This is a genomic window from Methylobacterium sp. ME121, assembly GCF_000974725.1.
GTDB classification, from domain to species: domain Bacteria; phylum Pseudomonadota; class Alphaproteobacteria; order Rhizobiales; family Beijerinckiaceae; genus Methylobacterium; species Methylobacterium radiotolerans.
Map to the genome: position 1 here is coordinate 15,951 of NZ_BBUX01000053.1, position 21,155 is coordinate 37,105.

A 21,155-nucleotide genomic window follows, 5' to 3' on the forward strand; every position below is an offset into this window, starting at 1 on the left:
CGCCCGTCCGCATCGGCTCGAGGCCGCAGTGAAGTCGCCCAGGGCGTCACTCAGGATCCGGTCCGCGAGGGCAGCCGAACCCTGCGAGTCGGCCGTCAGCAGATCCGGCCGGCGATCGCGCAGGCACGCGAGGATCGCCGCGCGCCGCCACACAGCCGGGTCGTGCAGGCCGAGGTGGAGCGCGGCCAGGTCCGACCTGAGCCACCGGAGCAGGCCGGCTCGGACGGCGGCCGGGATGAAGCGCCGCCGCACCGGTCTAGCCCTCGCCGCCGAGGGCGAGGCCGACGATGCGCATCAGGACGAGGCCGCCAGCGACGACGAGGTAGGCGCGCAGCACCACCATCCACACGCGCGCCGGCAGCGACAGCTTGGCGAGCGGGAGCTGATCCAGCGGCGGCATCCGCCAGCGCTCGCGCGGCAAGGTTGCCCGGTCGCCGGCCGCGGGATCGACGGCCAACCCGTCGGCGCACGTGCGCCGACGCAGGAGCGCGAGCGCGCCCGCGGTGACCAGCGCGACGAGGCTGCCGCCGACGAGCACGCCGACGATGACGGTCTCGTTCGTGGCGTCCGGGAACAGGACGGACGCGGTCAGGATCAGCGAGAGCATCACAAGCACGGAGATCACCGCGCCGGTGAACAGGTTCATCGCGCGCCCGTTCACCCACGGCCCGAGCACGGCCCTGTCGTTGCACAGCAGGAGCAGGAACACGCTGGCGCTGGGCAGGAGCACGCCGGCCAGCGTCTGCACGGCGTTGGTGAGCAGGCCGAGCGGCGTGCCGGGCGTCAGCACCAACCCTGCGGCCAGTGCAATCAGTCCGGAGTAGACCAGGAAGAAGCCCTTGGCCTCGCCGGGTTTGCGATGCAGCGAGTGCCGCAGGGCGAGGACGTCGCCGATGGCGTAGGCGGTAGCCAGCGACACGGCGGCCGCACCGATGATGCTGGCGTCGATGAGCGCGAGCGCGAACAGCACCGCCGGCACCGGGCCGACATACCGCTCCAGCCCGGCTGCGACCCCGCCCGCGTCACCGAAATTGCCGAACTCGGGCCTTCCGGCGAAGGTCGCGGCGCAGAAGGCCATCATCGCTACCGCGCCGACGATGACGAGCACGATGCCGAGGCAGAGATCGACCTTCTCGTAGCGCATGAAGCGCGGCGTGATCCGCTTGTCGATGACGTAGCTCTGCTGGAAGAACAGCTGCCAGGGCGCCACCGTGGTGCCGACGATGGCGATGATCAGCAGCATCACCTCCGAGAGCTTGGCGCCCGCGGGGAGCCGCGGCACGAGGAAGTCCCGGGCGATCTGGCCTACCGGCGGGTGCACGATCAGCACCACGGGCACGAGCAGGAGGCTGCCGGCGACGAGCGCCAGCGCGAAGCGTTCGAAGCGGCGGAAGTCGCCGGTGCTCGCGGCCGCGATCACGAGGATTGCAGCTGCGAGCACGCCCCAGAGCTTTGGCACACCGAGATAATCGAGGCCGAGGCTGATGCCGATGAACTCGGTGACGAGCGTCAGGGCGTTGAGGAGGAACAGGTCGATGACGCTGAACGCGCCCCAGAACCCGCCGAACCGCTCTAGGATGAGGCGGGCGTGCCCGACGCCCGTGACCGCGCCGAGGCGCAGCACCATCTCCTGGTTTACGAACAGGACCGGGATCAGCAGCGCCAGCGTCCACAGCAGCGCCGTGCCGTAGTTCTGGCCGGCCTGGGTGTAGGTGCCGAAGGCGCCGGCATCGTTGTCGCCGACCATGACGATGAGCCCGGGACCGAGGATCGCCAGGAGCGTCTTGAGGCGCGCCCCCCAGCCGATCCGGGGTGCGTGATCGCCCTCGGCGATGGTGCCGAGCGCGCCGCGAATGTCGCCGCGATGGGCCTCGTCCAAGACGGCCGTGGCGGGAAGGCTGGACGCGTCGAGCGCCGAGGTGTGAGCGGTCATAGGTGTCGTCCGACGCCGAGGATCAGGTGAAATCGTCGGCGGCGCGAACGCCGCCCGCTTCAGAGCTGCCCTTGGGCAGCTTCTCGGCGATGCCGAAGCGCTCGGCACGCCGGTACATCTCGGCCCAGATCTCGTCCGGGGCGATGCCGCACTCGCGCCAGAGCACGACGAGGTGGTAGAGCAGATCGGCGCTCTCGCGCACGGTGGCGCGAGCGTGCTGGCGCGACGCCTCGAGTGCGACCTCGCCCGCCTCCTCGATCAGCTTCTGCGCCATGCGCTTGGCGCCGGCCGCGAGCAGTCGCGCCGTGCGCGGATTGGTCTGCGGGGAGACCAGATCGAGCGCGGCGTAGAGCCTGGCGATCTCATCGGGCCCTGTCGCGCGGACACCCTCGGGCGCGCCGGGACAGGACGGAGCAAGCCGGCCTCCCGGGTCGGCATCGTCATCCGCCGCCGCAAAGGACGGCACGCCGCGACGCGGCGGCAGGGGATCGCGGACGAGAGAAACCATGCATGATGACTCCGAGCTTGGGTCGCGTGCGACCGGCTGGGCTCGGGCAAGGCATTCCGGTGCGGTTCAGGCCGCTCGCGAGGAGAGGTTGTCGCGCCAGATGACGCCGTGCTCGCGATCCGAGCCGGGGCGGGTGTGGGAGATCCGTCGGTCGCGCGCGCGACTGGGAGGCTCCACAGTGGATGAAGATCGGCCTGTCATGGTGCTTTCACAGCGCGGAGCCGCCGATACCTCAGCGGGTATCGGCGGCTTGTCGGATCAGCGGGGTGCGAGTTGCCAGGCGCAGACGAGACGATCCGCTTCGTCGCGTCGCCAGACGGCGACGACGTGATCGCCCGCCCACTTGGCCGGTGCCAACGTGTCACCGGTGACGGGACGCGTCGATGTGGGAGCGGCCGGGCTGGCGCCGCTGCGCCGCTGAGGGAAGAGCCCGGACCGCAGCGCGTAGGGCAGCGCGGGCGCGAGGGCGTGGACGAAAGCCATGGTCACCTCCTGTTCGTCGGGTGGTTGCGGATGCGACCCGAGAGGAGGTTTGAGCGCCAGCTGACGAAGCTGGCGAGACGAGGTCTTGCCGGCTCAGACCGTCAGATGATGGCGCTCCGCTCCGCGCGGGTCGACCATCCCCCGCCGGCGCGAGCCCGCACCGGACGGTGCGCGGCCTTCACCGATGGAGGATGAGGGTCTAGATCGAGGGTTCATCGGTCCCGAGGCGTTGACATCGGACCCGGCGCACGGCCGGATACCTGACCGGGTATGGTGACGAGGCTGACGGCTGTCAAGCCGGGTTCTTTGGAAAAGTTCTAAAACTGGCAGGTCGGACGAATTCGATGGCGAGACGGGATGACAGTGTCGACGCGGGATCACAGGCTCGGAGTGACACGCACGTACTGCGGGACAAGCGCGGGTTGGTGAACCGGGTGCGGCGCCTGCGCGGTCAGGTCGACGCCATCGAGCGCGCCTTGCAGGGCGAGTCGAGCTGCTCCGATCTTCTGCAGCGCATCACCGCCGCACGGGGTGCGATCAATGGTCTGATGGCCGAGGTTCTGGAGGAACATGTCCGTGAGTATCTGATCCCGCAGGCCAACTTGCCCGAGGAGACGCGCGAGGACGCCGGCGAGGAATTGATCGAGATCATTCATTCGTACTTGACTTAAATGACGTAAGTATTTTGTAATTTGAATAATAACTCCAAGAGGCATCGTTGTTCAAAAAACACTCAATATCAATTAAATAATTTCATGTATCATTGCCTCAGCGAGATGTATTAAGAGAGTTGTCAGGACGCGGTTGCGCTCCTCCGGGGTCTTCCTTACGAGGTTGGCGTCACTGTTCAGATGCTCCCCGCCAAGAGTTTTGGAAGTCGACATCTAACTGAAGTTGACTGTGGTGTAGATAGGCGTCGAAGGATGAAGCCGCGCAAAGCAGATGTAATCCATTATGGAAGCTAAGAAATTTGTACCGAAGGTGGGGCACGATCGTGCCCCACCTTCGGTACAAATTTTAATTTAAGAGCAATGACTTAAAGTGACCTGAGAGAGCGGTCAGCCTTTGAGGCTCTTTCACACATAGACATCGGCAGTGTCGACGAAGTTGCCACCCGCGTCCACGTAGGCGTCGAACACCGCCCGGCTGTCTGCCTCGTTCGAGCCCCAAGGCGCAGTGCCGAAGGTCATCGTGCTCAGCGCGAGGGGGCTCACGGCGAGGTCAGAGCGGCCCAAGGTGCGGTTGTCGGTCAGCTACATTGCTTAAATTTTCGTATTGTTTGATATGAAACCAATCGACCCAACATCCAGGCGCAAGACCGGCCGCCCGCTTTCATTCGACCCAGATGCTGCCCTGCTCCCGGCCATGCTGCTGTTCTGGCGCTACGGCTATGAGGCCACCTCCCTTGCCGAGCTTACGCGGGCGATGGGGGTTACACCGCCGAGCATCTACGTCGCCTACGGCGACAAGAAGGGGCTGTTCCGATCTGCGGTCCGGCGCTAATTGGCGCAGCCGCAGTCGCCCATTGACGTGATCGCGGAGGCACCCACCGCCGAGGCAGCCGCGCGCACGCTGATTAACGGCGCAGCGATGGCGTTCACCCGCACGGACACGCCGGCGGGGTGCCTGCTGGCCAGCTCGGCGATCGCGGTCTCGGCCGAGGCTGAGGATGTCAAAGAGGAATTGGCCGCGATCCGTCGGGAGATCGAAGCCGCGTTGCGCGACAAGATCGCCGCCGGCATCGACGCGGGAGACGTCCCGGGCACGGCGGATCCGACGGCGCTGGCAGCTTTCGTCATAACGGCGATCCAGGGACTGTCCACCCTGGCGCGCGACGGCGGGAGCCGCGCGAAGCTCCAGCAGGTGGCGAAATTGGCCATGCTCGTTTGGCCATCACCACGATCTCACGCTTGAGAGCTCAACGCTCCGTAAGCTGCCCTTATGCGCATGACGACGAACCAGCTTGGCTTGGCCTTCCAGACCTTGATTGTGCCCTGTGTGGGAGGCGCCGTGGGTCTTCCTGGCAGCTGTCTGGTTTCTTTTGGCTTCCTATTCGGTGCCCGATAGGCTTTTGAGAAGGTCATTTCCTTTTGTGGGCGGCCTCGTAGGCTTCAAGCGCTCTTTCCAGCAGCTCGCCAAGCACCAAGCGGTGTTCGTCGGCTAGGCGGGTGAAGCGCTGGGCGGTCTCTTCCGTCACCTTGAGGCTGAGCTGTTTGTTGCGGCCGGTGCGGTAGCGGCGCTGTTCGACCTTGGCCAATGCCGGCTTCGCCTTCTCGCGTGGGGCGGACTCGCGGCTGGGGAAACCTTCCGCTTCGGAGACGGCACGAATTGCCTCGACCGGCGGCTTCGGCTGCTGGGCAGCGCGTGGCGTGGGCTTGAAGTCGTCCAGTCCACCGAGGTCGAGCTTGCCGAGCGGATCGGTGCGTTCAGGCTTGGGCTGGCCGGGCATCACGCAACCTCCTTGGCCTGCTCGCGCTTGTCGCGCAGGCGCTGCACAATCTCCGCGGCGTACTCGGCCGCGTTGTTGATCGCCACGGTCGTGTTGGCGACCCCCTTCCCTGCTAGGCCCTGCAGCGTGCCACCATAGGAGAACATGGCACGGTAGGCCTCACGGTCGCACAAGCGGGTTTTCAGGACCGGGATCGCGCGCTCGTCGAAGCTCTGCAAGATGTGCTTGAGGGTGTGGGGCATGATCGCGGGATTCGTGCGCGTGATCAGCACCGTGTAGGGAATGGCCCTCCCCCCGCGCTTCTCCGTCCGCTTGATGAGCCCGATCTGACGGGCAGCCTGCGAGGCGTCGAACTGCGAGCCTTGGACGGGGATCACAACTAGGTCGGACATCGAGATTGCGTGGCTGACCATGAGGCTCGCCAAGCCCTCCAGATCCACGATCACGAAGGCGGTCATGCTGGCCGCCTCCTCGATCTTGTCCATGATCGTCTCTTCCGTCGCGCCGCCTACGACCTGAAGGGTGGCGGGCAGGCCCGGCAGCTGCGCCCATTCTTGGACGAACTGATTGGGGTCGGCGTCGATGATGGTTACGGTCGCTCCCTGCTCCGCCAGCATGCTGGCGAGGATGCAGGCAGCCGTGGTTTTGCCGGCACCGCCCTTAGGCGATGAGAACGTGATGACAGGCATAGACACCTCGTTAGAAGCTGTCAGGCACCGGGAAGCTGCCGGGCAGCCGTTAGGTGCCGGGAAGCTGTCGGAAAGCCATCCGGTTCCGGGAAGCTTCCAGCTCTGCGGTAAAAGCCACCTTAACCCGGCGACACCCTGTTTATAACCAGAAAGCTGTCAGATAGCCATTCTCTTTCGGAAAGCTGTCTGGATCCTGGCGTATGTCTGACTGAACGGCGCTAGGCGCCCTCCCCGGTATTCGTATGAGGGTATCAGACAGCTGTCAGACAGCTGATTGGTTTCCACTAAATACTAAACCTTGGCCGTTTTGTCCTACAAAGCGAGCGAGTCTTATTCCCCGGCTCAACCGGGCCGAATTTTCGGCCGAGATGGTGCGCGCCACCGCCAAAACCGTCGCGGCGGTCACCGCCTGGCCGCGTGCTCTCGCCTCGCCGGAGGGGCACGCGCGCTACGTTCATCGAATAAGGAGAAGTGCCTACCGGAATATGGGGTGGTTCAGGACGGCAGGAAAAAGGTCATCAGCCACCCGCAACGTTGACTTAGCCGTGCCGCCCGGTCGACATGGGCTGTCATGGCCGTGCTCGCCCAAGCGAGTCGTGAGCCAGCCATTCAGGAGAGCAATCGCCGCAGTAGGACCCTGAAAAGCCAAAGGCCCCACCCCGGCAAGGGTGAGGCCTTCGAAATCGAGATGGCCTGTGAGGCACAACAGCATCCCTCACAAGCCATAAAGCGCCCTCAGGCGTCAAGTCGGAACCCCGGTTCCGGCAACGATATCGGCTTGTCTTGAACGGAGCGCACAGCTTGCGCCGCCAAACGTCCCCCTGTGGCCCTATGGAAAAGGGCCAAGACACGTGTTTGCCGAAAAAATCCGCTGCGCGATCGAGGCGGCTGACCGAATCACCCTTCCGTCCGTGACGGCGCTGCTCTGGCGCGCTTACGGCGAAGGGCACGTCACGGAGACCGAGGCCGAGACCCTGTCCGGGCTGATCGAGGCGCGCACGGACGCGCCCGCGGCTCGTCGGCTACCGGCGGGTCTACGACCCAGCCCTGAGGCTGCAATCGCGCCCACGTTCCAGGACGGCGCAGGAGCACCCAGGAGGGCCGTCGGCTCACGCCCGCGCACGGAGGCCTCGCTGGAGCGCCGCCGCCGCTGGGCGGCTTCGGGAAGGCTGCCGCCGGGGTTAGCGGCCCAGTTCACCCTGGCCGAGCAGGCGGTGCTGGCCCTGGTGGCCACGGAAACCTCAAAACGAGGCGATTGCCGACTGGCCGTGGGGCAGCTCGCGGCGATCGCGGGCGTGGCCGAGACTACCGTCCGCAACGCCCTGCGCGAGGCCAAGAGACTCGGGCTCGTCACCGTCGAGGAGCGGCGGGTGACGGGCTTCAGGAACGACACCAACGTCGTGCGCATCGTCTCGCCCGAGTGGCAGGCGTGGATGCGGCTGGCGCGCAAGCCGGGCAGAGAACTCTCGGGTGCTGAGGATCACCGGGCCACGCTGAGCGATGGGGGAGGGTGCAAATCCGCGAAGCGCACGAGTACTGGAGTTCTCATCCTGTCAGAATCGGGGAAAACGGAACCGTCGAAGGGCTGTCGGGGGGCAGCGGTCGACCTCGACCGGAGCGGGCACACGCGAATCCGCGCGGGTCGTGGCACGGGCCGAGCCATGCGCTGAGGGTCTGAGCTCGTGCGGTCTAACGAACGCCGCCCTCTCCTCGGGAGACGGGCAGGGCTTCTTCGGCCTCAAGCCCATCAGGCCCCCACCGACCGAATGCCATCCCCGCCCAGACCCCTGTGCGGACGACCCGTCTCGCTCTACGGTCACGCTTCGATCCCGTATCCCGATCCCCATGCCGATCCGGCCCGAGCACCGCTTCTTCTACCCGATCGACTGGCCCCAGCTCTCGGCCGTAATCCGGTTCGGGCGCGCTCAGGGACGCTGCGAGGGCTGCGGGCGACCGCACGGGCGGACGGTAGTCCACCTCGGCGACGGGCGATGGTGGGATGCGGACGCGGCCTCCTGGCGCGACAGGCGCGGGCGGCGGGTGCGCGTCCAGCCCGGTGCTGTGGACGTCCTCAGGACCGTGCGCCGGACCCGGGTGGTTCTGGCCGCGGCCCATCGCGACCACGACACCGCCAACAACGCCGATGCCAATCTCGCCGCCTTCTGCCAGCGCTGCCATATCATCCACGATCGGCCCGAACACCGCCGACGCCGCTGGACGACCCTGTTTCGCCGCAAGGCGCTCGGCGACCTGTTCCGCGGACCCTACGCCTGAGCGCAGGCGGCCTGGATCAGTGCGGCACGGATCCGGATCGGTCGCGGACCACAGGAATGGAGCTCATCGCTCGATACCGACGTCGCGATCGCGCGGCGGCACCGAGCTGGGGCGGCCGAGGTGGCGGGCGAACCGCATGACCAGGGCGCGCGTCACCGGCGCCGACGCGCGGCTCAGGCGGCGCCCGCAGGCGTCGACCAAGCGCCAAGCGGGCACAATCAGGCAATCCACCCCGAGCCACGCCACGGCCTCGCGCAGAGCCCGGGCCGCGCGGATCGCTCGGCGCACGTCGACGCCCGGGCTGACCCGCTCTGTCAGTCCGAGCAGCCCGTCGCGCACGAACGCCACCCGGTCAGCGGTGTAGTCGACCACGTTGGCCTTCTCGCGGTAGGTCCGTGCCTCCCGGAACAGCCGTTCCAGCACCAGCGTGTCGGTCGCCGGCACGCGCGCATCCGCCTGCCGCTGCCGACACAGGGCGTCGAGCCGGTCGCGCTCGACCACCACCCGCGCATCGTGCCGGTGGCGGGTCAGCCCGACATACACCTCGCGCGCGTCCGTGCTGGCCCCGAGGTACACCACCGCCGCGCAACAGGTTCGGCCCTGCGCCGCGTAAGTTGTACCTGCGTAGGCGTGTACGATCTTGGGTTGTGATGATCGGCGGCCGAAGCGTGGCTCCCGCGTCAGCTGCTCCCAGGCCGTGTCGAGCGCGCGCCCGTCCTCCAGCCGCAGCCGTAGGCGCGGTCCCGCGTCCGGATCGGTGGTGATCGCCTCAACCCGGGCGCGGTTGCCGTTGCGCAGGCCCAAGTGCGGCAGGCTCTCGCCGAACCGCAGGACGTCGCCGATCGCGAGCGCCAGCGGTACGACCTCATCGGCGCGGTTGCGCGACGGCAGCGCGACTACGTCGGGTCCGAGCTGTCCTTCCGCCCGCAGCACGGCCCGCGCCCGCGCGTTCAGCGCCGCCGCATCGGCATTGCGCCGGGTCACAATCAGCGCGTCGCCTTTATGGACCACGCGCTGCTCGGACCAGAGCGCGATCACCCGGGCGTGAGCCGCCTCGGCTCCGGAGATCAGCTCGACCCGGTCGTTGGCGGCGTAGGCGCGCAGACCCGCCTCGGCATCGCCGCGCGCCATCACCACCGAGGCGGCACGCTGCCAATCCACCGTCTGCCGGCGGACGTGTTCGAGCACGGCCGAGCGTCCGACCACCTCGGCGACCGCCCGCAGCGCGCTGGCGCCCCCGACCGAGGCGAGCTGACGCCGGTCGCCGATCAGCACCACTTTGGCCCCGGCCGCCTGCGCCGCGCTCAGCACGGCTTCCAGGTCACGGGTTGATACCATCCCGGCCTCGTCGACCAGCACCAGGGTGTCGGCGCCGAATGCCGGCGAGGGATCGGGGTGAGGCGCGGGGTCCGGATCCGTCGCCCGAGTCCGATCGTGGCGCCAGCGCGCGATCGCCTGCGCCAGGATCCCGGTGGAGCGCGCGAGCTCGTCGGCGGCGACCCAGGATGGTGCCAAGCCGACGACGCGCAATCCAGAGTCGTGGGCCGCGGCCACCAGGGCTGCGGCCGTGGTCGTCTTACCTGTGCCCGCGCCGGCCTGGAGCAGAGACACCCCATCCGGACCGGCAGCATGGCGCACGGCCTCGCCCTGTTCGGGGCTGAGATGGCCCGCCCGCGCAAGGGCCGCTTCGACCGCCTCGGGGGTGATCCAGATCCGCTCCAGCGGGCGGTCGGCGGCGCGCAGCATCGCGGCCTCGCAGGCGGCGATGCCCGGGCTGGTCCAGCACGCGTGGGCGCCCGGCACCCTCTCGGCGGCGCTCAGTGGCAGCAGCGTGCCGTCCCGCTCCAGGCGGGCGAGCTCCGCCTCCACGGCATCGACCCCGAGTCCCTGCACGCCAGCGAGCTCCAGAGCGCGCTGGAGCAGGTCCTTGCGCGTCACCACACTCTCGTGCCGAAACAACGCCGAGGCGGCGCGCGTGACCGGGCTGTCGCCGGGGATCTCGGGCTGATCGAACGGGGGGTCGCGTTCCGTCTCACGCGCGGCGGCCATCGCGATGGCGGGGTCGCGCTCGGGATGGCGCGCGGCATCCCACGGATCGAGCGCGCAGACGGCGAGCTCCTCGCGCCAGCGCGCCTCCAGCTCGGCGCCGGTCGGCAGCTCGTGCTTGCCGCGGCGCGTGGCGAGCGCGGCGATCTCGCGCTGGGCGCTGGTGGCGCCGGCCCCGGCGTAGTTGAGGATCTGCTCCGAGCGTTTGGAGAAGGCCGCCAGCACCGCCTCGGGCGGGCCGGCGATCTCCCACTGCCCGCGCCCGGCCTCGCGGTAGCGCAGGCCGAAACGGCGATGCAGGTCCTCGGCCAAGGCAGCGCGATACGCGGCACCCACGCAAATCTGGTAAGCGTAGAGTTGTTCGACCTCGATGGTCAGATGTGTCTGTGATTTGTAACGTCCGGATCCAGATTTAGGCGGCGCACCGGCAGCGTTGATGAAGACACAGTGCGTATGGATATTTGGATCGCCTTCTCGGGTCGTGTAATGATCGAAGCGGCCGACGATGATGTCACTCGGCCGGTGCCGTTCGACGCCGCCCGCACCGGTTCGGACGGTGACCAGTCCCTCCGCCGCCACGAAGGCGAGCGCCCGCTCGACGGCGGCGCGGTGGGCGGCCTCGATCGCGGCGCGCTGCTCGGGCGTGCCGGCCATCCAGAGGACGGAGACGGATTTCCCGGGGGTCAGGGTGCAATCCTGTCCGGCCCAGTGGCCTGGACCGGCGCCGCGGACCAGCGGCTTGCCGGTTCCGGGATGGAACCCCGCGCACAGGTCGCGGAACGAGCTCGCGTCGATCGCCGCGCCGTGGCGCACGACGCTCTCACCGCTGCTCCACCACACCCCGCCGCCGTCCGCGAGGTAGTACTCGTCGCGCCGGTCCGGCCTGGCTTCGCGCTCGCTGTCATTGGTGTAGTATAGCCCGGCCTCGGCCCCGGCGCCGAGGCGGTGCAGCGAGGCGGTCATCAGGCCAGATCCGGGCCGCCAGTGCCCTTGCGATAGCGGCAGATCTGGGACAGGTCGATGCCGGTCGACGGGGCCCCGAGCTCACCGACGGCCTGTGCCATGTCGAGGATCGCGGCGTCGACCTGTTCCATGCGCTCGATCAGGACACGGTGGCGGATCGCCACCTCCAGGGCTTGAGCGACGCAGTCGGCCGCCAGGCTCTCGGAGGCCCAGCCGCGCTCGGCCGCGGCGGCGCTCAACCGGGCGGCGAGGGATGCCTCCAGCGTGATCGTGAGCTTGACCTGATCGGCCATCGGCGTACCTGCTGCGTGCGGATCCGGACGGCAGCCCTGGCACGGTCGCGACGGCCTGGCGAGGCTCGCATGGCCGCGCGGTTAACGCTTCACCACTTCAGTGCGTGTGGTGTGATACCCCTCCCCTTGCCGTACACGCTACCGTATCGCTGCCGTCCTCAGCCGTAGCCTGCCGTCCGCTGCCGGACCTTAACGTCGGCTTGCCGTCGCCCCCGGCATTCGCGCGATCGGCTGCACGCCCTGGCAAGCCCCGCCTTGCTAGGGCGTCGCCATGGCCCAGCGCCCCCGCCTCGACCTACGCCGCCTCGCCCGCGACGCCGCCGCCACCCCCGACAGCCGCCGCAAGGCCGGTGCGCCGGGTGGTCGGCCCGCCACGGGCTTGATGGACATCGTGCGCGACCACCTCGACGCTCTGGTCGCCCTCCAGGCCGGCGGCTTGACCTGGGACGCGGTCGCGGCCGGGCTCACGGCGCAGGGCTTCACCACCGCCGCCGGCGAGCCGATCACCGGGCGCAACCTCACCGGCGTCATCTCCAGCGTGCGCCGGCAGGCCGCCGCCCGCGCCTCCAGGACGGCGGCGCGGGCGGCTCGCCCCGACCGCGCGGATCCCGCACCGTCGCCCGCGGCCTCGACCGGTTCCAGGTCACGGCCGACACGGCTCGCCCCGGAGCTGCGCTCGGGCAGCGATACACCGGACCCCGCGCCTACAGACGCACCGCTCACCGAGGCGGAGATCCGCCAGATGCAGGCCGAGCGGCACGCCCACCTGTTCAAGAAGGACTGACCTCATGCCCCGCGTCCTCCTCGTCGCCCAGGAAACCGGCGGCGTCGGCAAGTCAACTGTGACCCGCGGCCTCGCCGAGGCGGTGCCGGATGCCCCGATCCTGGAGATCGAGTCGGTGCACCGTCTGACCGAGTTCAAGGCCGCGACGGCCGCGAATGAGCCGGGCAGCGTGCAGCACTTCCTCATGCGCGCCTCGCGCGAGGCGATCGACGCCAGCGGCGGCAAGGCGGCGCGTGCCGAGTTCGACGACGTGATCAACGCGCTCTTCGAGGTCGCGACCCCCACGCTGGTGGACATCGGCGCCAACACCTCGGCGTCTCTGCTGGGGGTCCTGACGCACGAGGCACCGGCGCTGCGCGAGGCCGGGATCGAGCTCGGGCTCGTGGTGGTGGTCGCCGCCGAGGCCGGCGCGCTCGCCGACGGCGGCGCGCTGCTGCACGCGGCCAAGGACTGGGCGGGCGCCCGCTTCGTCGTGGCCAACGCGGTGCGGGGCGCCGTCGATCCGGCCCTGCTCAAGCGGGTAGCCGGCGACGCGGTGGTCACGCACCTGCGCCAATTCGAGCTGGAGGACAGGACGCGCGAGGTGCTGGCGGCAGGTCAGCTGCGCGGCGTCAGTCGGCTCGACCGGGCGGGCTTGGTCAAGCAGACCTCGCAGGCGCAGGCCGGACGGATGCTGCGCGATCTGACCGCGTTCCGCCTCGCCGTGATGGAGGCGGTCAAGCCGGCAGCCCTCTGGCTGGTCGAAGAAGCGCCGGTTCCGGCTCGGGCCGGTACGCCGGCAGGGGGGAGCAAGCGTGCCCGCAACGCCTGAGGACGTGCACGCCCGCCTCACGCGGGCTGATCGCGCCGCGCGCGAGGCTGCGGCCGGGTTCGAGCGGGACAGCCGCGCCGCGCTCACCCGGCTGAAGACGCGCCCGATCCACGAGCGGTTTGCGGCGTTGGAAGAGGGCGCAGTACAGCTCCTGCCCGAACATCGGCGCGAGCTCCTGCTCTCCATCCGTGACCGGTCCGACGCTGTGGGGCCGGGCGCCCGGCCCGCTCCTGGCCACGCCAGCCGCATCGCGGTCTGGCGCGGGCGCCTGCCGTTCCGCGTACGCCGGCTCACCCGTGACGCCCTGCTCGCGCTCTGTCTCCTGCTCGCGCTGCTCCTAGCCTATCGCCGCACGCCGATCTCCTGGGTCGAGGTTCGGAGCGACCGGGATGTGGCCATCGCCTGGGTCATGCCGGACGGGCGACCCGCCGGGGATCGCCTCGTGGCGGGCCGCGCCTACGCGCTGATGCGGGACGCCGACGGCATGGCCGAGCTGCGCGACTGGCGCCCTGGTGAGGGCTATGCCGCGACGCGTGTGCCATCTGATTGGCTGCGGACCCGCTCCGGACCGGCCTCACGCTGAGGTCCGTATCCCTCGATCGGTTGCGGCTCACCTCGGGCATGTGGCGTTCCGGCGGTCCGGCGCCGCTGGGTGGATCCGCCCTGCCAACCGCGGCGGCCGCGTTTTCCACCCTCGACCGAGGCGCGTCCGGCTGGCGCTCGCGCCTGCGTGGCGGCGTCCCCGGCTCAGCGCGCCCGGCCGACCGGCGGCACGGCGGTGATCAGCTTGCGAAAGCGCGGGTCGGTGTGCGCGACCGTCTTCTTCAGGCGCAGCGGATGGCGGGTCTGGCCGCCGCTGTTGGGAAACACCAGGAGCTCGTCGCCCGGCATCGCGATCAGCGCCTCCTTGGTCATCAAGCGCGCGCCCTGCGAGGCCCGGGTCGTGGACGGGCTGCCCTTGGCGTCGCCGGTCGGGGCCGTCCGGGTCTCGACGAAGGCGGTGTAGTCGCCGATCGCCCGCGACCAGCGCTCGGTCTCGTCCGGATCGACGGCCGGGACGTCGAAGACGGTGACGACCTCGGCGGTGTTGAGCAGCACGTCAGCCCCGGCCTCGCCGTAGAGCCCGACGAGCTGGGCGCGATCCTGCCACATCGTCCACAGGCTGGCGCCGTAGCCCGGCAACTCGCCCGCCGCGGTCAGCAGCGCGTCGAACCGGCCGAGCACCGCGGCCTCGTCGACGAAGATCATCAACCGCTCGGCCGGGCGGTGGCGACGCACCGAAGCGAAAAGGTCGGACAGCAGCCAGCGCAGGAACGGGGCTAGCACCGCCTTGTACTCGGTCGGCACCGCCACGAACAGGTCGACGGCGCCGGTGGACAGCTCCGATAGCTGGAAGGTCGAGTCGCCGACGAGGTCGCGCAGGCGCCGGTCGGCCAGCCACTGGAACGCCTGTAGGGCGGTGGATTTGATCGGGTCCTTGGTCTTCGGATCGGCCTGCAGGATCTCCATGGCGGCGTAGGCCGCGGGCTCGGGCCAGTGGGTGACGTACTGTTGCAGGAGGCCATGGAAGCGGGCCTCGTCGGTGAGCAGATCCTGGACCTCCACGACCGTGCACGCCTCCGGCTGGCGCAGGGCGACCAACAGCGCGCCGGTGATCAGGTCGACGGCCCGATTGCGGAAGTAGGCGGAGGCCTCGCCGTCACCGGTGGCCTCGGGCAGAAGGGCCAGGGCGGTGCTCTGAAGGTAGAGGACGTCGTCCGGGTCGCGGCCCTGGAGCGGGTTCCAGTGGTCGGTGCCGCCGGCCAGACCCATGGGGTCGAGGCAGATGACGCGGCGCCCGAGCGCCCGGCGCCGTGCGGCGACGGAGCGGTAGACCTCCCCCTTGGGATCGAACACGACCGCGGGTCCGCCCCAGCCCTGAGGTTCGGGAAAGGCGAGATTGGGGATGAGCAAGCCCGACGTCTTGCCCTTGCGCGGCGGCGCGATGGTGACGAGCGTGCCTTGCACGGCGAGGCGCACGGCACGGCCGGTCTCCGGGTCGCGGCCGAGTTCGAGCCCGCCGCGCAGGCGGCCGCGCTCGGTCGCGGTGGCGAAGCGGGCCGAGCCGAACAGGTCGGAGGTGTCCCGCTTCTGTTCGGGCTTGGCGCGCCGTAGTAGCGCGGCGCCAAACAGGATCAGGAGGGGCGAGAAGGCGATGAGTGGGGCTAGCGACCAGCCGCCATTCGCGAATTCGGGCGCGCGACCGATCAGCATGAGGTACGGCATCGCGAGCGCGTCACCGGCATGCGGGGAGAATAGGGCCCCGAACCAGGCACCGGGGCGCGTCACCTCTGCGGGCCAATACGCTGGGTCGAGCCCGTTCTGGATCAAACCGGCGACTGGGTAGGCCAGGAGCACGGTCGCGAGGAAGGCTGAGAAGATCAGGCGCATTGCGGATCAGTCACGAGGAAAGTAGGCAGCATCGCTGCAAGCACAGCTTGCCCCTCTGTCTCACTTGAAGTTCGACGACGGCATGTCCTCGCGGACCAAAAAGCTTGGAAGAAATTATCTATAATCTAGAGAGGCTAATTTTTCGAGACTTATTTTTTCTTTCAGCCAGGCAGCATTGAGTTGTTCTAGCCACATGGGACGATGACGAGTCCTGAGATCATCAAATCTTAGATGCATCGATGCGACCTCCGGATCGTTCAGAAAGGCCGCCTCGCACAGTGCGGCAAGACCATCAGCATCGAGGGCGTCGAACGCGTGGAGCACACGTGTGGCCAACTTGCGCTGCTCGGTGAGATCCGTCTCGGATCCTCCCAACTGCGCGAGGCGGACCTGACGACCCGCGTAGCGTGACACCGCCTCGTTGATACATGTCGTGACTGCGATGCTGGCGAAAGAATTCGGATTGTAGGCCAACATCTGAACCTGATGCCACGTGGGCAGCAGCACGATCCCGTCTCTTGCAAAGGCCTCCAGTTGCTCAGGTTGCGGCACCGCAAGCCGGTTGTTCTCGAACCAGCGCGTGTCGGGCTGGTGAACCTGGAGTACGGTGTAGGTCGTCGAGCCCATCCGCCGGGCGAAAGCGTTTGCCGCAGCGACCCACTGAGGATGGCGTGCGTCGTCGATGAGGATGATGTCGCGCCCGGTCCTCGCCGGCATTGTCTGTTCAGGCATGACCCTGCACCTGCGGCTTGAGCACGACTACGCCCCGCGTCCGAAAGAGCATTTCGTCGGCCTCTGTCCAGATGGCCCCAAAGCCGCTCAGATCCTGGCCGGGACGTGCCGACACCACGTTATAGTTCGGGCGCACAAGACCAAGCTCGGACGCCCAGCGGGCCTCGGCCTGCCGCACGTCGGGGTGAATCTCTGTATTGACGATAAGCAAGTCCTTGAAAAGCGCTCTCAGCAGCGCGTCCTTGTCCATGGGAGACATAACGATCCTTGCACCCGATCTATATGAACGATGACAGTCGCAATAGAAGGATCGTGTTTCTGAAGCGGCTGGTAAATCGGTAAAATTGATACGATTTGCTCAGTTCACATAAGCTTCGAAGAGATATAAGTATTAACCAAGGTATCCTCTTCAGATGCGCGTCGCCCATCGCCTCACATATTGCTCAGGATGTAGAAAACCTGCCGCCTGCGAGGTTGACGGCATTTGAGAGCGCATCAAGGTAGTGGGAGGCCCTCGGGCGGTCCTCTGGTGTTATCTTGATCGTTATTTGGCATTGATCCTCGGCGTCTCTGTCGCTCTGTATCGAGGGAAACCGGTGATGTGTGAACCCAATGCCGGGCGCCGTGCCGCGTCCACTTAGGTCGCCACGACAGCAGGCATCGTAGATTGGCGCTCCAGGGTCCGGTAGACGGTCGGCCGTGAGACTGAAAACAGCTCGGCCAAGTCGCTGATCGCGTAGTCGCCTGTGTCGTACATCCGGCGCAGCTCCTTCTGCTGGCGATCCGAGAGCTTAGGCTTCTTGCCCCGCAGCTTCCCCTTGGCGCGTGCCATCGCCATGCCCTCGCGCGTGCGCAGCCGGATCAGGTCCGCCTCGAACTCGGCAAACGTCGCCAGGATGTTGAAGAACAGCTTGCCCATCGGGTCGGACGGGTCGTGCACGCTGGCGCCGAGCTGGAGCCTCACACCCCGTTCCGCGAGCGCGTCGCCAATCGCGCGCGCGTCCGGCACCGATCGGGCCAGCCGGTCGAGCTTGGGTACTACTAGGGTATCGCCACTCCGGACCGCGGCCAGCGCTTGGTCGAGGCCCGGGCGTGCCCGGTTCGTCCCCGTGAAGCCCTTGTCAGTGTAGATGCGGTCAGTCGCCACCCCGAGCTGGAACAGCGCGTGGCGCTGGGCAGCGAGGTCCTGCTTGTCGGTCGAGCAGCGGGCATAGCCGATCAGCACATGCGTCATGAGCGGGACTGTAACGTACAGGGTCCCCTCACCGCAATTTTTATCGTACCAACCTATTGAGACAGCGTCCGCGCAGACGGATTGATCCTTTGCGAGCGGATCTTCCGAGCGTCCGCTGGACGATCCCCTTGCGGACACGGTCAGGCCGCACGACCAGTTCAGAATGACCCAGCATCGCCAGGGGATGACGTTAGCCGTTCATCCTGGCGCGGACCGGTGCTTTTGGCGTATGTTCACTGGCATGGCAGACAATGAAGGCGTCCCATGAAAGCCAAAGTGATGCCCGACGGGCGCGTGAGCCTGCCGGCCGACCTCCGCAAGCGGCATGGCCTCAGTCACGGGGGTGAGGTCATCGTCGAGGACACAGGCGACGCCATCGTGCTTCGGACGCTCGATCAGGTCGTCGCCCGTGCGCAGGCTCTGAGCCGCAGGCTGGTCGGCGACAAGGAAGGCGCGTCCGTGGCGGACTTCCTCGCCGACCGGGCCCGTGAGGCTGAGGCGGAATGACGGGCTTCGTCCTCGACGCGTCTGCGTTGCTCGCCCTGCTGCTGTCTGAGCCGGGAGCAGATCGCGTGAAAGCCGGGCTCGACGGCTCGGTCATGACGACCGTCAATCTGGCTGAGGTGGTCAGCCACTACGCCAAGCTCGGGGTTGCGCGCCCTGATATCGAGGCGCTGTTGCGTCCCTTGCCGATCCGATGGGCTGCCATCGATCCCGCGCTGTCGTACGACGCCGGCATGCTGCGTCCGCTCACAGTTGAGGGTGGTCTGTCGCTCGGGGATCGTTACTGCCTGGCCCTGGCCAAGCGTGAAGGTCTGCCGGCGCTCACCGCGGAGCGGCGCTGGTCGATGATCGCTGAGGCGGCTGGCGTCGTGGTCGAGATGATCCGCTAATGGCCGCTCTGAAGTACCAGGTCGAGGGTGGAGACGCGGGCGTAACCGACGAGCATGTTGCGATCGTGCCAAACTGGCGTTTGCCCGGCAATAGAAAAGCCGACACGTTTGTCCGACAGAAAGGAGGCCCTTTGAGGCAGCTCGCAACCCGCCTCGCCGGAGCGTCGGGAAACGATCGGGCCCTGTTGGCGAATTCCGAGCGGTGGTGGTCTGGGTGTAGGGTGGCCGTCCCGCCCGGAGGCCACTCATGTCGCTCCGCCCGCAATCCGTGCTCCCGCCGGTGCCTGAGGACACCGCTCGGATCGCTCGAACCGCGTTTCGCCGCGGCAATCCCTACCTGCTGCTGCGGGACCGCCTCGGTCCCATCTTCACCGCCGCGGCGTTTGCCGACCTCTATCCGGCGCGCGGGCAGCCTGCCTACGCGCCCTAGCGTCTGGCCCTCGTCACGCTGATGCAGTTTCGAGAAGGCCTGAGCGATCGCCAAGCCGCCGAGGCCGTCCGAGCTCGGATCGACTGGAAGTACCTGCTGGCGCTCGACCTCATCGATCCCGGCTTCGACCACAGCCTCCTGTGCGAGTTCCGGGGCCGGCTCCTGCAGCACGCTGCGAGCGAACGCTTGCTGGCCTGCATCCTTGACGCCGCGCGCGATCAAGGCCTGCTCAAGGCGCGGCGCCGTCAGCGCACCGACAGCACGCACGTACTGGCGGCTGTTCGCGACCTCAACCGGGTCGAGCTCTTGGCCGAGACACTGCGTGCGGCCCTCAATGCCATCGCGACAGCCGCCCCGGCTTGGCTGCGTGCTCTCGCCCCGCCCGAGTGGCACACACGCTACGATCATCGAGTCGAGGAAACGTGTCTGCCCGAGACCGGCGCGAAGCGCGAGGCTTACGTGCTCCAGGTTGGGGCTGATGGCTATCGCCTGCTCGACGCCCTGGACGACGCGGCTGCGTCGCCATTGGCCGCGGCCTTGCCCGCCATCACTGTCCTTCGGCGGGTGTGGGCGCGCCACTTCGAGCGGTGGGACGGCACGGACGGCGAAGCCGACCCAGTGCGATTACGCGACGCGCGCGGGCGTGGTCCGGGCGACCGGGTCGAGTCGCCCTATGACATCGACGCCCGGTTCCGGGCCAAGTCCGGAACCGATTGGACCGGGTACATGGTCCACCTTACGGAGACCTGCGATCCCGGCCTGCCGCGGCTGGTCGTCCACACCGACCACCACGCCGGCCAACGTGCACGAAGCCGTTCGCACCGGCGCGATCCACGAAGCGCTGTCCGAGGCAGGCTTGGCTCCGTCCGAGCATCTGGTCGATGCCGTATACGTGAGCGCCGAGCAGCTGGTGGTGGCCACTGCACGGCACGGCATCGACCTGATCGGCCCGACGCGGTCCAATCACAGTTGGCAGCGGCGCGATGCCGAGGGGATCCAGGTGGCGGACTTCACCGTCGACTGGGAGCGCCGCAGCGTGCGCTGCCCGGAGGGGCATGAGAGCACGAGCTGGGGCGAGTACCGGGACACAGCGAGCGGTCGCCCGTTCATCCGAGCCGGCTTCAACCCTGGCGATTGCCGGCCTTGTCCGGCCAAACCGTGCTGTACCCGAGCGGCAAGCCGTCGGCTGACCCTGCATCCGCGTGCCGAGCACGAGGCATTGGCGGCAGCGCGCAAACAGCACGAGAGCAAGCAGGGCCGGCGCCTGTACGCGCAACGGCAGGGCATCGAGGGCACGATCTCGCAGGGCGTACGCAGCTTTGGCTTGCGCCGAGCCCGCTATCGTGGACTGGCGAAGACGGCATTCCAGGGCGTGGCCACGGCCGCTGCCCTCAACCTGGATCGTCTCGCCGCTTGGTTCGAGCACAGACCCCTGGCTCGGGCGCATACCTCACGCTTCAGCGCCCTCGCCGCATAGCCGCCGACTTCGCCAACAGTGTCCGTTCGGATTGCCGACAACCAGTTGGCATGCCTTAAGCGCATGTTGAGGTGCCTCAGCCTCGCCGGGGCCTCCAGGCGAGTGCGCGCCCCCGCCTGCGATGGGCGAGGGCGAGCTTGTTGCGCCTAAAGGCTACTTATGGTGCTCGCCACTCTTGCCGTGCGCCTTGGTGGAGTGCTCGTGACCCTTGGTCGAGTGACCATGGGCTTCAGTCGAATGCTTATGACCGGCGGCGTGGTCGCCCTTGCCGTGATGTTCGGCAGCAGCGCGATGCGACTTGGCTGCCTTCTCGTGATGCTCGGCGGCTTCCGTATGAGCTTGCTGGGGCATCGTCGTCTCCATTTGAAAAGCACTTACGTGCTGCTCTTCAATGGCTTCATTGGCGAATGGTTGCCCTGCTCGCAGCATGCTGGCCATTTGAACGGCAGGGTGCCGCCTAAATCCGCGCCAAAATGAGGATGCCGCCCCCCTACCACTTGGGCGCCCGTGGTCCTCCCTCAGTGCCGTCCCACACATTGGCTCAGCGTCAGCCATCCGCTGTGAAGCAGTCGCCGACTCAGCCCCGCGGCGACCGTGCTGTGTAGAAGGAAAATAACTTTGCTTCTGTATCGATAAAACGATCGTATATCCGGCATAATATCCCTCATGAACCGATCAATCTTCGCTCATCTTCCTGTGAAAATGAGCGCCATCTATTATCGAACC

22 protein-coding genes and 2 pseudogenes are annotated in these 21,155 nt (G+C 67.8%); 12 read left to right on the top strand and 12 right to left on the bottom strand.

The features are described from left to right. Positions 1-256: 256 nt before the first annotated feature. The 3 genes from ME121_RS24275 to ME121_RS34225 all read right to left on the bottom strand — a co-directional run bounded on the left by ME121_RS24275 (position 257) and on the right by ME121_RS34225 (position 2,924). The gene (locus ME121_RS24275; RefSeq protein ID WP_043388287.1) at positions 257-1,933 is read right to left on the bottom strand and encodes an NRAMP family divalent metal transporter; all 1,677 of its coding nucleotides are present in this window, start codon (positions 1,931-1,933) and stop codon (positions 257-259) included. A 22-nt stretch (positions 1,934-1,955) separates the two neighbouring features. Then, positions 1,956-2,441, bottom strand: coding sequence for a phosphoribosyl-ATP diphosphatase (gene hisE, locus ME121_RS24280; protein ID WP_051976331.1), 486 nt, complete (start codon positions 2,439-2,441; stop codon positions 1,956-1,958). Between the two features lie 258 nt (positions 2,442-2,699). Next, positions 2,700-2,924, bottom strand: a complete 225-nt coding sequence (locus ME121_RS34225) for a hypothetical protein (RefSeq protein WP_043388285.1) — start codon at positions 2,922-2,924, stop codon at positions 2,700-2,702. A 344-nt stretch (positions 2,925-3,268) separates the two neighbouring features. Here ME121_RS34225 and ME121_RS24285 point away from each other — a divergent pair, with 344 nt between their 5' ends. Then, entirely contained in the window at positions 3,269-3,595 is a 327-nt protein-coding gene (locus tag ME121_RS24285) for a metal/formaldehyde-sensitive transcriptional repressor (protein ID WP_053622404.1), read from the top strand. A gap of 411 nt (positions 3,596-4,006) precedes the next feature. Here the strand turns inward: ME121_RS24285 and ME121_RS34230 are convergent. Next, positions 4,007-4,177 (bottom strand): annotated as a pseudogene (locus ME121_RS34230) (aldo/keto reductase); the annotation flags it as partial. A gap of 112 nt (positions 4,178-4,289) precedes the next feature. Here ME121_RS34230 and ME121_RS34235 point away from each other — a divergent pair. Further along, positions 4,290-4,427 carry a TetR/AcrR family transcriptional regulator gene (locus ME121_RS34235; RefSeq protein ID WP_238247138.1) on the top strand — a complete coding sequence of 46 codons (138 nt, stop codon included), beginning with the start codon at positions 4,290-4,292 and terminating at the stop codon, positions 4,425-4,427. Next, positions 4,428-4,838, top strand: a complete 411-nt coding sequence (locus ME121_RS24290) for a TetR family transcriptional regulator C-terminal domain-containing protein (protein WP_238247135.1) — start codon at positions 4,428-4,430, stop codon at positions 4,836-4,838. It abuts the gene before it with no gap. Positions 4,839-5,004: 166 nt separating this feature from the next. On the opposite strand, the gene ME121_RS24295 is transcribed toward ME121_RS24290, so the two are convergent. Further along, positions 5,005-5,373 carry a hypothetical protein gene (locus tag ME121_RS24295; protein ID WP_051976340.1) on the bottom strand — a complete coding sequence of 123 codons (369 nt, stop codon included), beginning with the start codon at positions 5,371-5,373 and terminating at the stop codon, positions 5,005-5,007. Beyond that, positions 5,373-6,062: an AAA family ATPase gene (locus ME121_RS24300; protein WP_043388460.1), complete on the bottom strand. Its 690-nt coding sequence runs from the start codon at positions 6,060-6,062 to the stop codon at positions 5,373-5,375. The genes ME121_RS24295 and ME121_RS24300 overlap by 1 nt, the downstream gene beginning before the upstream one ends. Positions 6,063-6,913: 851 nt before the next feature. Between ME121_RS24300 and ME121_RS24305 the strand changes: the two genes are divergently transcribed. Next, positions 6,914-7,732 (top strand): GntR family transcriptional regulator, encoded by an 819-nt coding sequence (locus tag ME121_RS24305; protein ID WP_053622403.1) that lies wholly within the window; start codon positions 6,914-6,916, stop codon positions 7,730-7,732. A 175-nt stretch (positions 7,733-7,907) separates the two neighbouring features. Beyond that, positions 7,908-8,336 carry a hypothetical protein gene (locus tag ME121_RS24310; protein ID WP_053608552.1) on the top strand — a complete coding sequence of 143 codons (429 nt, stop codon included), beginning with the start codon at positions 7,908-7,910 and terminating at the stop codon, positions 8,334-8,336. Between the two features lie 63 nt (positions 8,337-8,399). On the opposite strand, the gene mobF is transcribed toward ME121_RS24310, so the two are convergent. Both mobF and ME121_RS24320 read right to left on the bottom strand, forming a co-directional pair. Then, complete coding sequence (gene mobF, locus ME121_RS24315; RefSeq protein ID WP_043388356.1) at positions 8,400-11,345, bottom strand: MobF family relaxase; 2,946 nt, start codon at positions 11,343-11,345, stop codon at positions 8,400-8,402. Next, the gene (locus ME121_RS24320) at positions 11,345-11,638 is read right to left on the bottom strand and encodes a hypothetical protein (RefSeq protein ID WP_043388352.1); all 294 of its coding nucleotides are present in this window, start codon (positions 11,636-11,638) and stop codon (positions 11,345-11,347) included. The genes mobF and ME121_RS24320 overlap by 1 nt, the downstream gene beginning before the upstream one ends. 271 nt (positions 11,639-11,909) lie before the next feature. Here ME121_RS24320 and ME121_RS24325 point away from each other — a divergent pair, with 271 nt between their 5' ends. The 3 genes from ME121_RS24325 to ME121_RS24335 are packed head-to-tail and all read left to right on the top strand — an operon-like array spanning position 11,910 to position 13,816. Further along, entirely contained in the window at positions 11,910-12,422 is a 513-nt protein-coding gene (locus ME121_RS24325) for a hypothetical protein (RefSeq protein ID WP_043388350.1), read from the top strand. A 4-nt stretch (positions 12,423-12,426) separates the two neighbouring features. Further along, positions 12,427-13,233 carry a P-loop NTPase family protein gene (locus ME121_RS24330; RefSeq protein ID WP_043388347.1) on the top strand — a complete coding sequence of 269 codons (807 nt, stop codon included), beginning with the start codon at positions 12,427-12,429 and terminating at the stop codon, positions 13,231-13,233. Beyond that, a complete protein-coding gene (locus ME121_RS24335; RefSeq protein ID WP_043388345.1) occupies positions 13,217-13,816 on the top strand; it encodes a hypothetical protein in 600 nt (199 codons plus the stop codon). Before ME121_RS24330 ends, ME121_RS24335 begins: the two co-directional genes overlap by 17 nt. A 164-nt stretch (positions 13,817-13,980) precedes the next feature. Here ME121_RS24335 and ME121_RS24340 read toward each other — a convergent pair whose 3' ends face one another. The 4 genes from ME121_RS24340 to ME121_RS24355 form a co-directional block, all read right to left on the bottom strand. Continuing rightward, positions 13,981-15,663: a type IV secretory system conjugative DNA transfer family protein gene (locus tag ME121_RS24340; protein ID WP_059409751.1), complete on the bottom strand. Its 1,683-nt coding sequence runs from the start codon at positions 15,661-15,663 to the stop codon at positions 13,981-13,983. 114 nt (positions 15,664-15,777) lie between these two features. Next, entirely contained in the window at positions 15,778-16,395 is a 618-nt protein-coding gene (locus ME121_RS34240; protein ID WP_133250946.1) for a hypothetical protein, read from the bottom strand. After that, positions 16,388-16,645 carry a hypothetical protein gene (locus ME121_RS24350; protein ID WP_043388532.1) on the bottom strand — a complete coding sequence of 86 codons (258 nt, stop codon included), beginning with the start codon at positions 16,643-16,645 and terminating at the stop codon, positions 16,388-16,390. Before ME121_RS24350 ends, ME121_RS34240 begins: the two co-directional genes overlap by 8 nt. 387 nt (positions 16,646-17,032) lie before the next feature. Next, positions 17,033-17,629, bottom strand: coding sequence for a recombinase family protein (locus tag ME121_RS24355; protein WP_059409752.1), 597 nt, complete (start codon positions 17,627-17,629; stop codon positions 17,033-17,035). Between the two features lie 279 nt (positions 17,630-17,908). Here ME121_RS24355 and ME121_RS24360 point away from each other — a divergent pair, with 279 nt between their 5' ends. The 4 genes and pseudogenes from ME121_RS24360 (at position 17,909) to ME121_RS24375 (ending at position 20,906) form a co-directional block, all read left to right on the top strand. Then, positions 17,909-18,136: an AbrB/MazE/SpoVT family DNA-binding domain-containing protein gene (locus ME121_RS24360; protein ID WP_246753239.1), complete on the top strand. Its 228-nt coding sequence runs from the start codon at positions 17,909-17,911 to the stop codon at positions 18,134-18,136. After that, positions 18,133-18,522, top strand: a complete 390-nt coding sequence (locus ME121_RS24365) for a type II toxin-antitoxin system VapC family toxin (RefSeq protein WP_059409754.1) — start codon at positions 18,133-18,135, stop codon at positions 18,520-18,522. The genes ME121_RS24360 and ME121_RS24365 overlap by 4 nt, the downstream gene beginning before the upstream one ends. A 247-nt stretch (positions 18,523-18,769) precedes the next feature. Then, positions 18,770-20,429, top strand: a pseudogene (locus ME121_RS24370) (IS1182 family transposase). Between the two features lie 159 nt (positions 20,430-20,588). Then, a complete protein-coding gene (locus ME121_RS24375) occupies positions 20,589-20,906 on the top strand; it encodes a hypothetical protein (protein WP_059409755.1) in 318 nt (105 codons plus the stop codon). The last annotated feature ends 249 nt before the right edge of the window (positions 20,907-21,155 follow it).

Excerpts from the sequence above, each read along its gene's own strand:
- ME121_RS24300 (WP_043388460.1), bottom strand. The coding sequence starts at position 6,062 with ATGCCTGTCATCACGTTCTCATCGCCTAAGGGCGGTGCCGGCAAAACC.
- ME121_RS24320 (WP_043388352.1), bottom strand. The coding sequence starts at position 11,638 with ATGGCCGATCAGGTCAAGCTCACGATCACGCTGGAGGCATCCCTCGCC.
- ME121_RS24340 (WP_059409751.1), bottom strand. The coding sequence starts at position 15,663 with ATGCGCCTGATCTTCTCAGCCTTCCTCGCGACCGTGCTCCTGGCCTAC.
- ME121_RS24325 (WP_043388350.1), top strand. The coding sequence starts at position 11,910 with ATGGCCCAGCGCCCCCGCCTCGACCTACGCCGCCTCGCCCGCGACGCC.
- ME121_RS34235 (WP_238247138.1), top strand. The coding sequence starts at position 4,290 with ATGCTGCTGTTCTGGCGCTACGGCTATGAGGCCACCTCCCTTGCCGAG.
- ME121_RS24295 (WP_051976340.1), bottom strand. The coding sequence starts at position 5,373 with ATGCCCGGCCAGCCCAAGCCTGAACGCACCGATCCGCTCGGCAAGCTC.
- ME121_RS24375 (WP_059409755.1), top strand. The coding sequence starts at position 20,589 with ATGGTGCTCGCCACTCTTGCCGTGCGCCTTGGTGGAGTGCTCGTGACC.
- ME121_RS24355 (WP_059409752.1), bottom strand. The coding sequence starts at position 17,629 with ATGACGCATGTGCTGATCGGCTATGCCCGCTGCTCGACCGACAAGCAG.
- ME121_RS24365 (WP_059409754.1), top strand. The coding sequence starts at position 18,133 with ATGACGGGCTTCGTCCTCGACGCGTCTGCGTTGCTCGCCCTGCTGCTG.
- ME121_RS34240 (WP_133250946.1), bottom strand. The coding sequence starts at position 16,395 with ATGCCTGAACAGACAATGCCGGCGAGGACCGGGCGCGACATCATCCTC.
- ME121_RS24310 (WP_053608552.1), top strand. The coding sequence starts at position 7,908 with ATGCCGATCCGGCCCGAGCACCGCTTCTTCTACCCGATCGACTGGCCC.
- ME121_RS24285 (WP_053622404.1), top strand. The coding sequence starts at position 3,269 with ATGGCGAGACGGGATGACAGTGTCGACGCGGGATCACAGGCTCGGAGT.
- ME121_RS24330 (WP_043388347.1), top strand. The coding sequence starts at position 12,427 with ATGCCCCGCGTCCTCCTCGTCGCCCAGGAAACCGGCGGCGTCGGCAAG.
- ME121_RS24350 (WP_043388532.1), bottom strand. The coding sequence starts at position 16,645 with ATGGACAAGGACGCGCTGCTGAGAGCGCTTTTCAAGGACTTGCTTATC.
- mobF (WP_043388356.1), bottom strand. The coding sequence starts at position 11,345 with ATGACCGCCTCGCTGCACCGCCTCGGCGCCGGGGCCGAGGCCGGGCTA.
- ME121_RS24360 (WP_246753239.1), top strand. The coding sequence starts at position 17,909 with ATGCCCGACGGGCGCGTGAGCCTGCCGGCCGACCTCCGCAAGCGGCAT.
- ME121_RS34225 (WP_043388285.1), bottom strand. The coding sequence starts at position 2,924 with ATGGCTTTCGTCCACGCCCTCGCGCCCGCGCTGCCCTACGCGCTGCGG.
- hisE (WP_051976331.1), bottom strand. The coding sequence starts at position 2,441 with ATGGTTTCTCTCGTCCGCGATCCCCTGCCGCCGCGTCGCGGCGTGCCG.
- ME121_RS24275 (WP_043388287.1), bottom strand. The coding sequence starts at position 1,933 with ATGACCGCTCACACCTCGGCGCTCGACGCGTCCAGCCTTCCCGCCACG.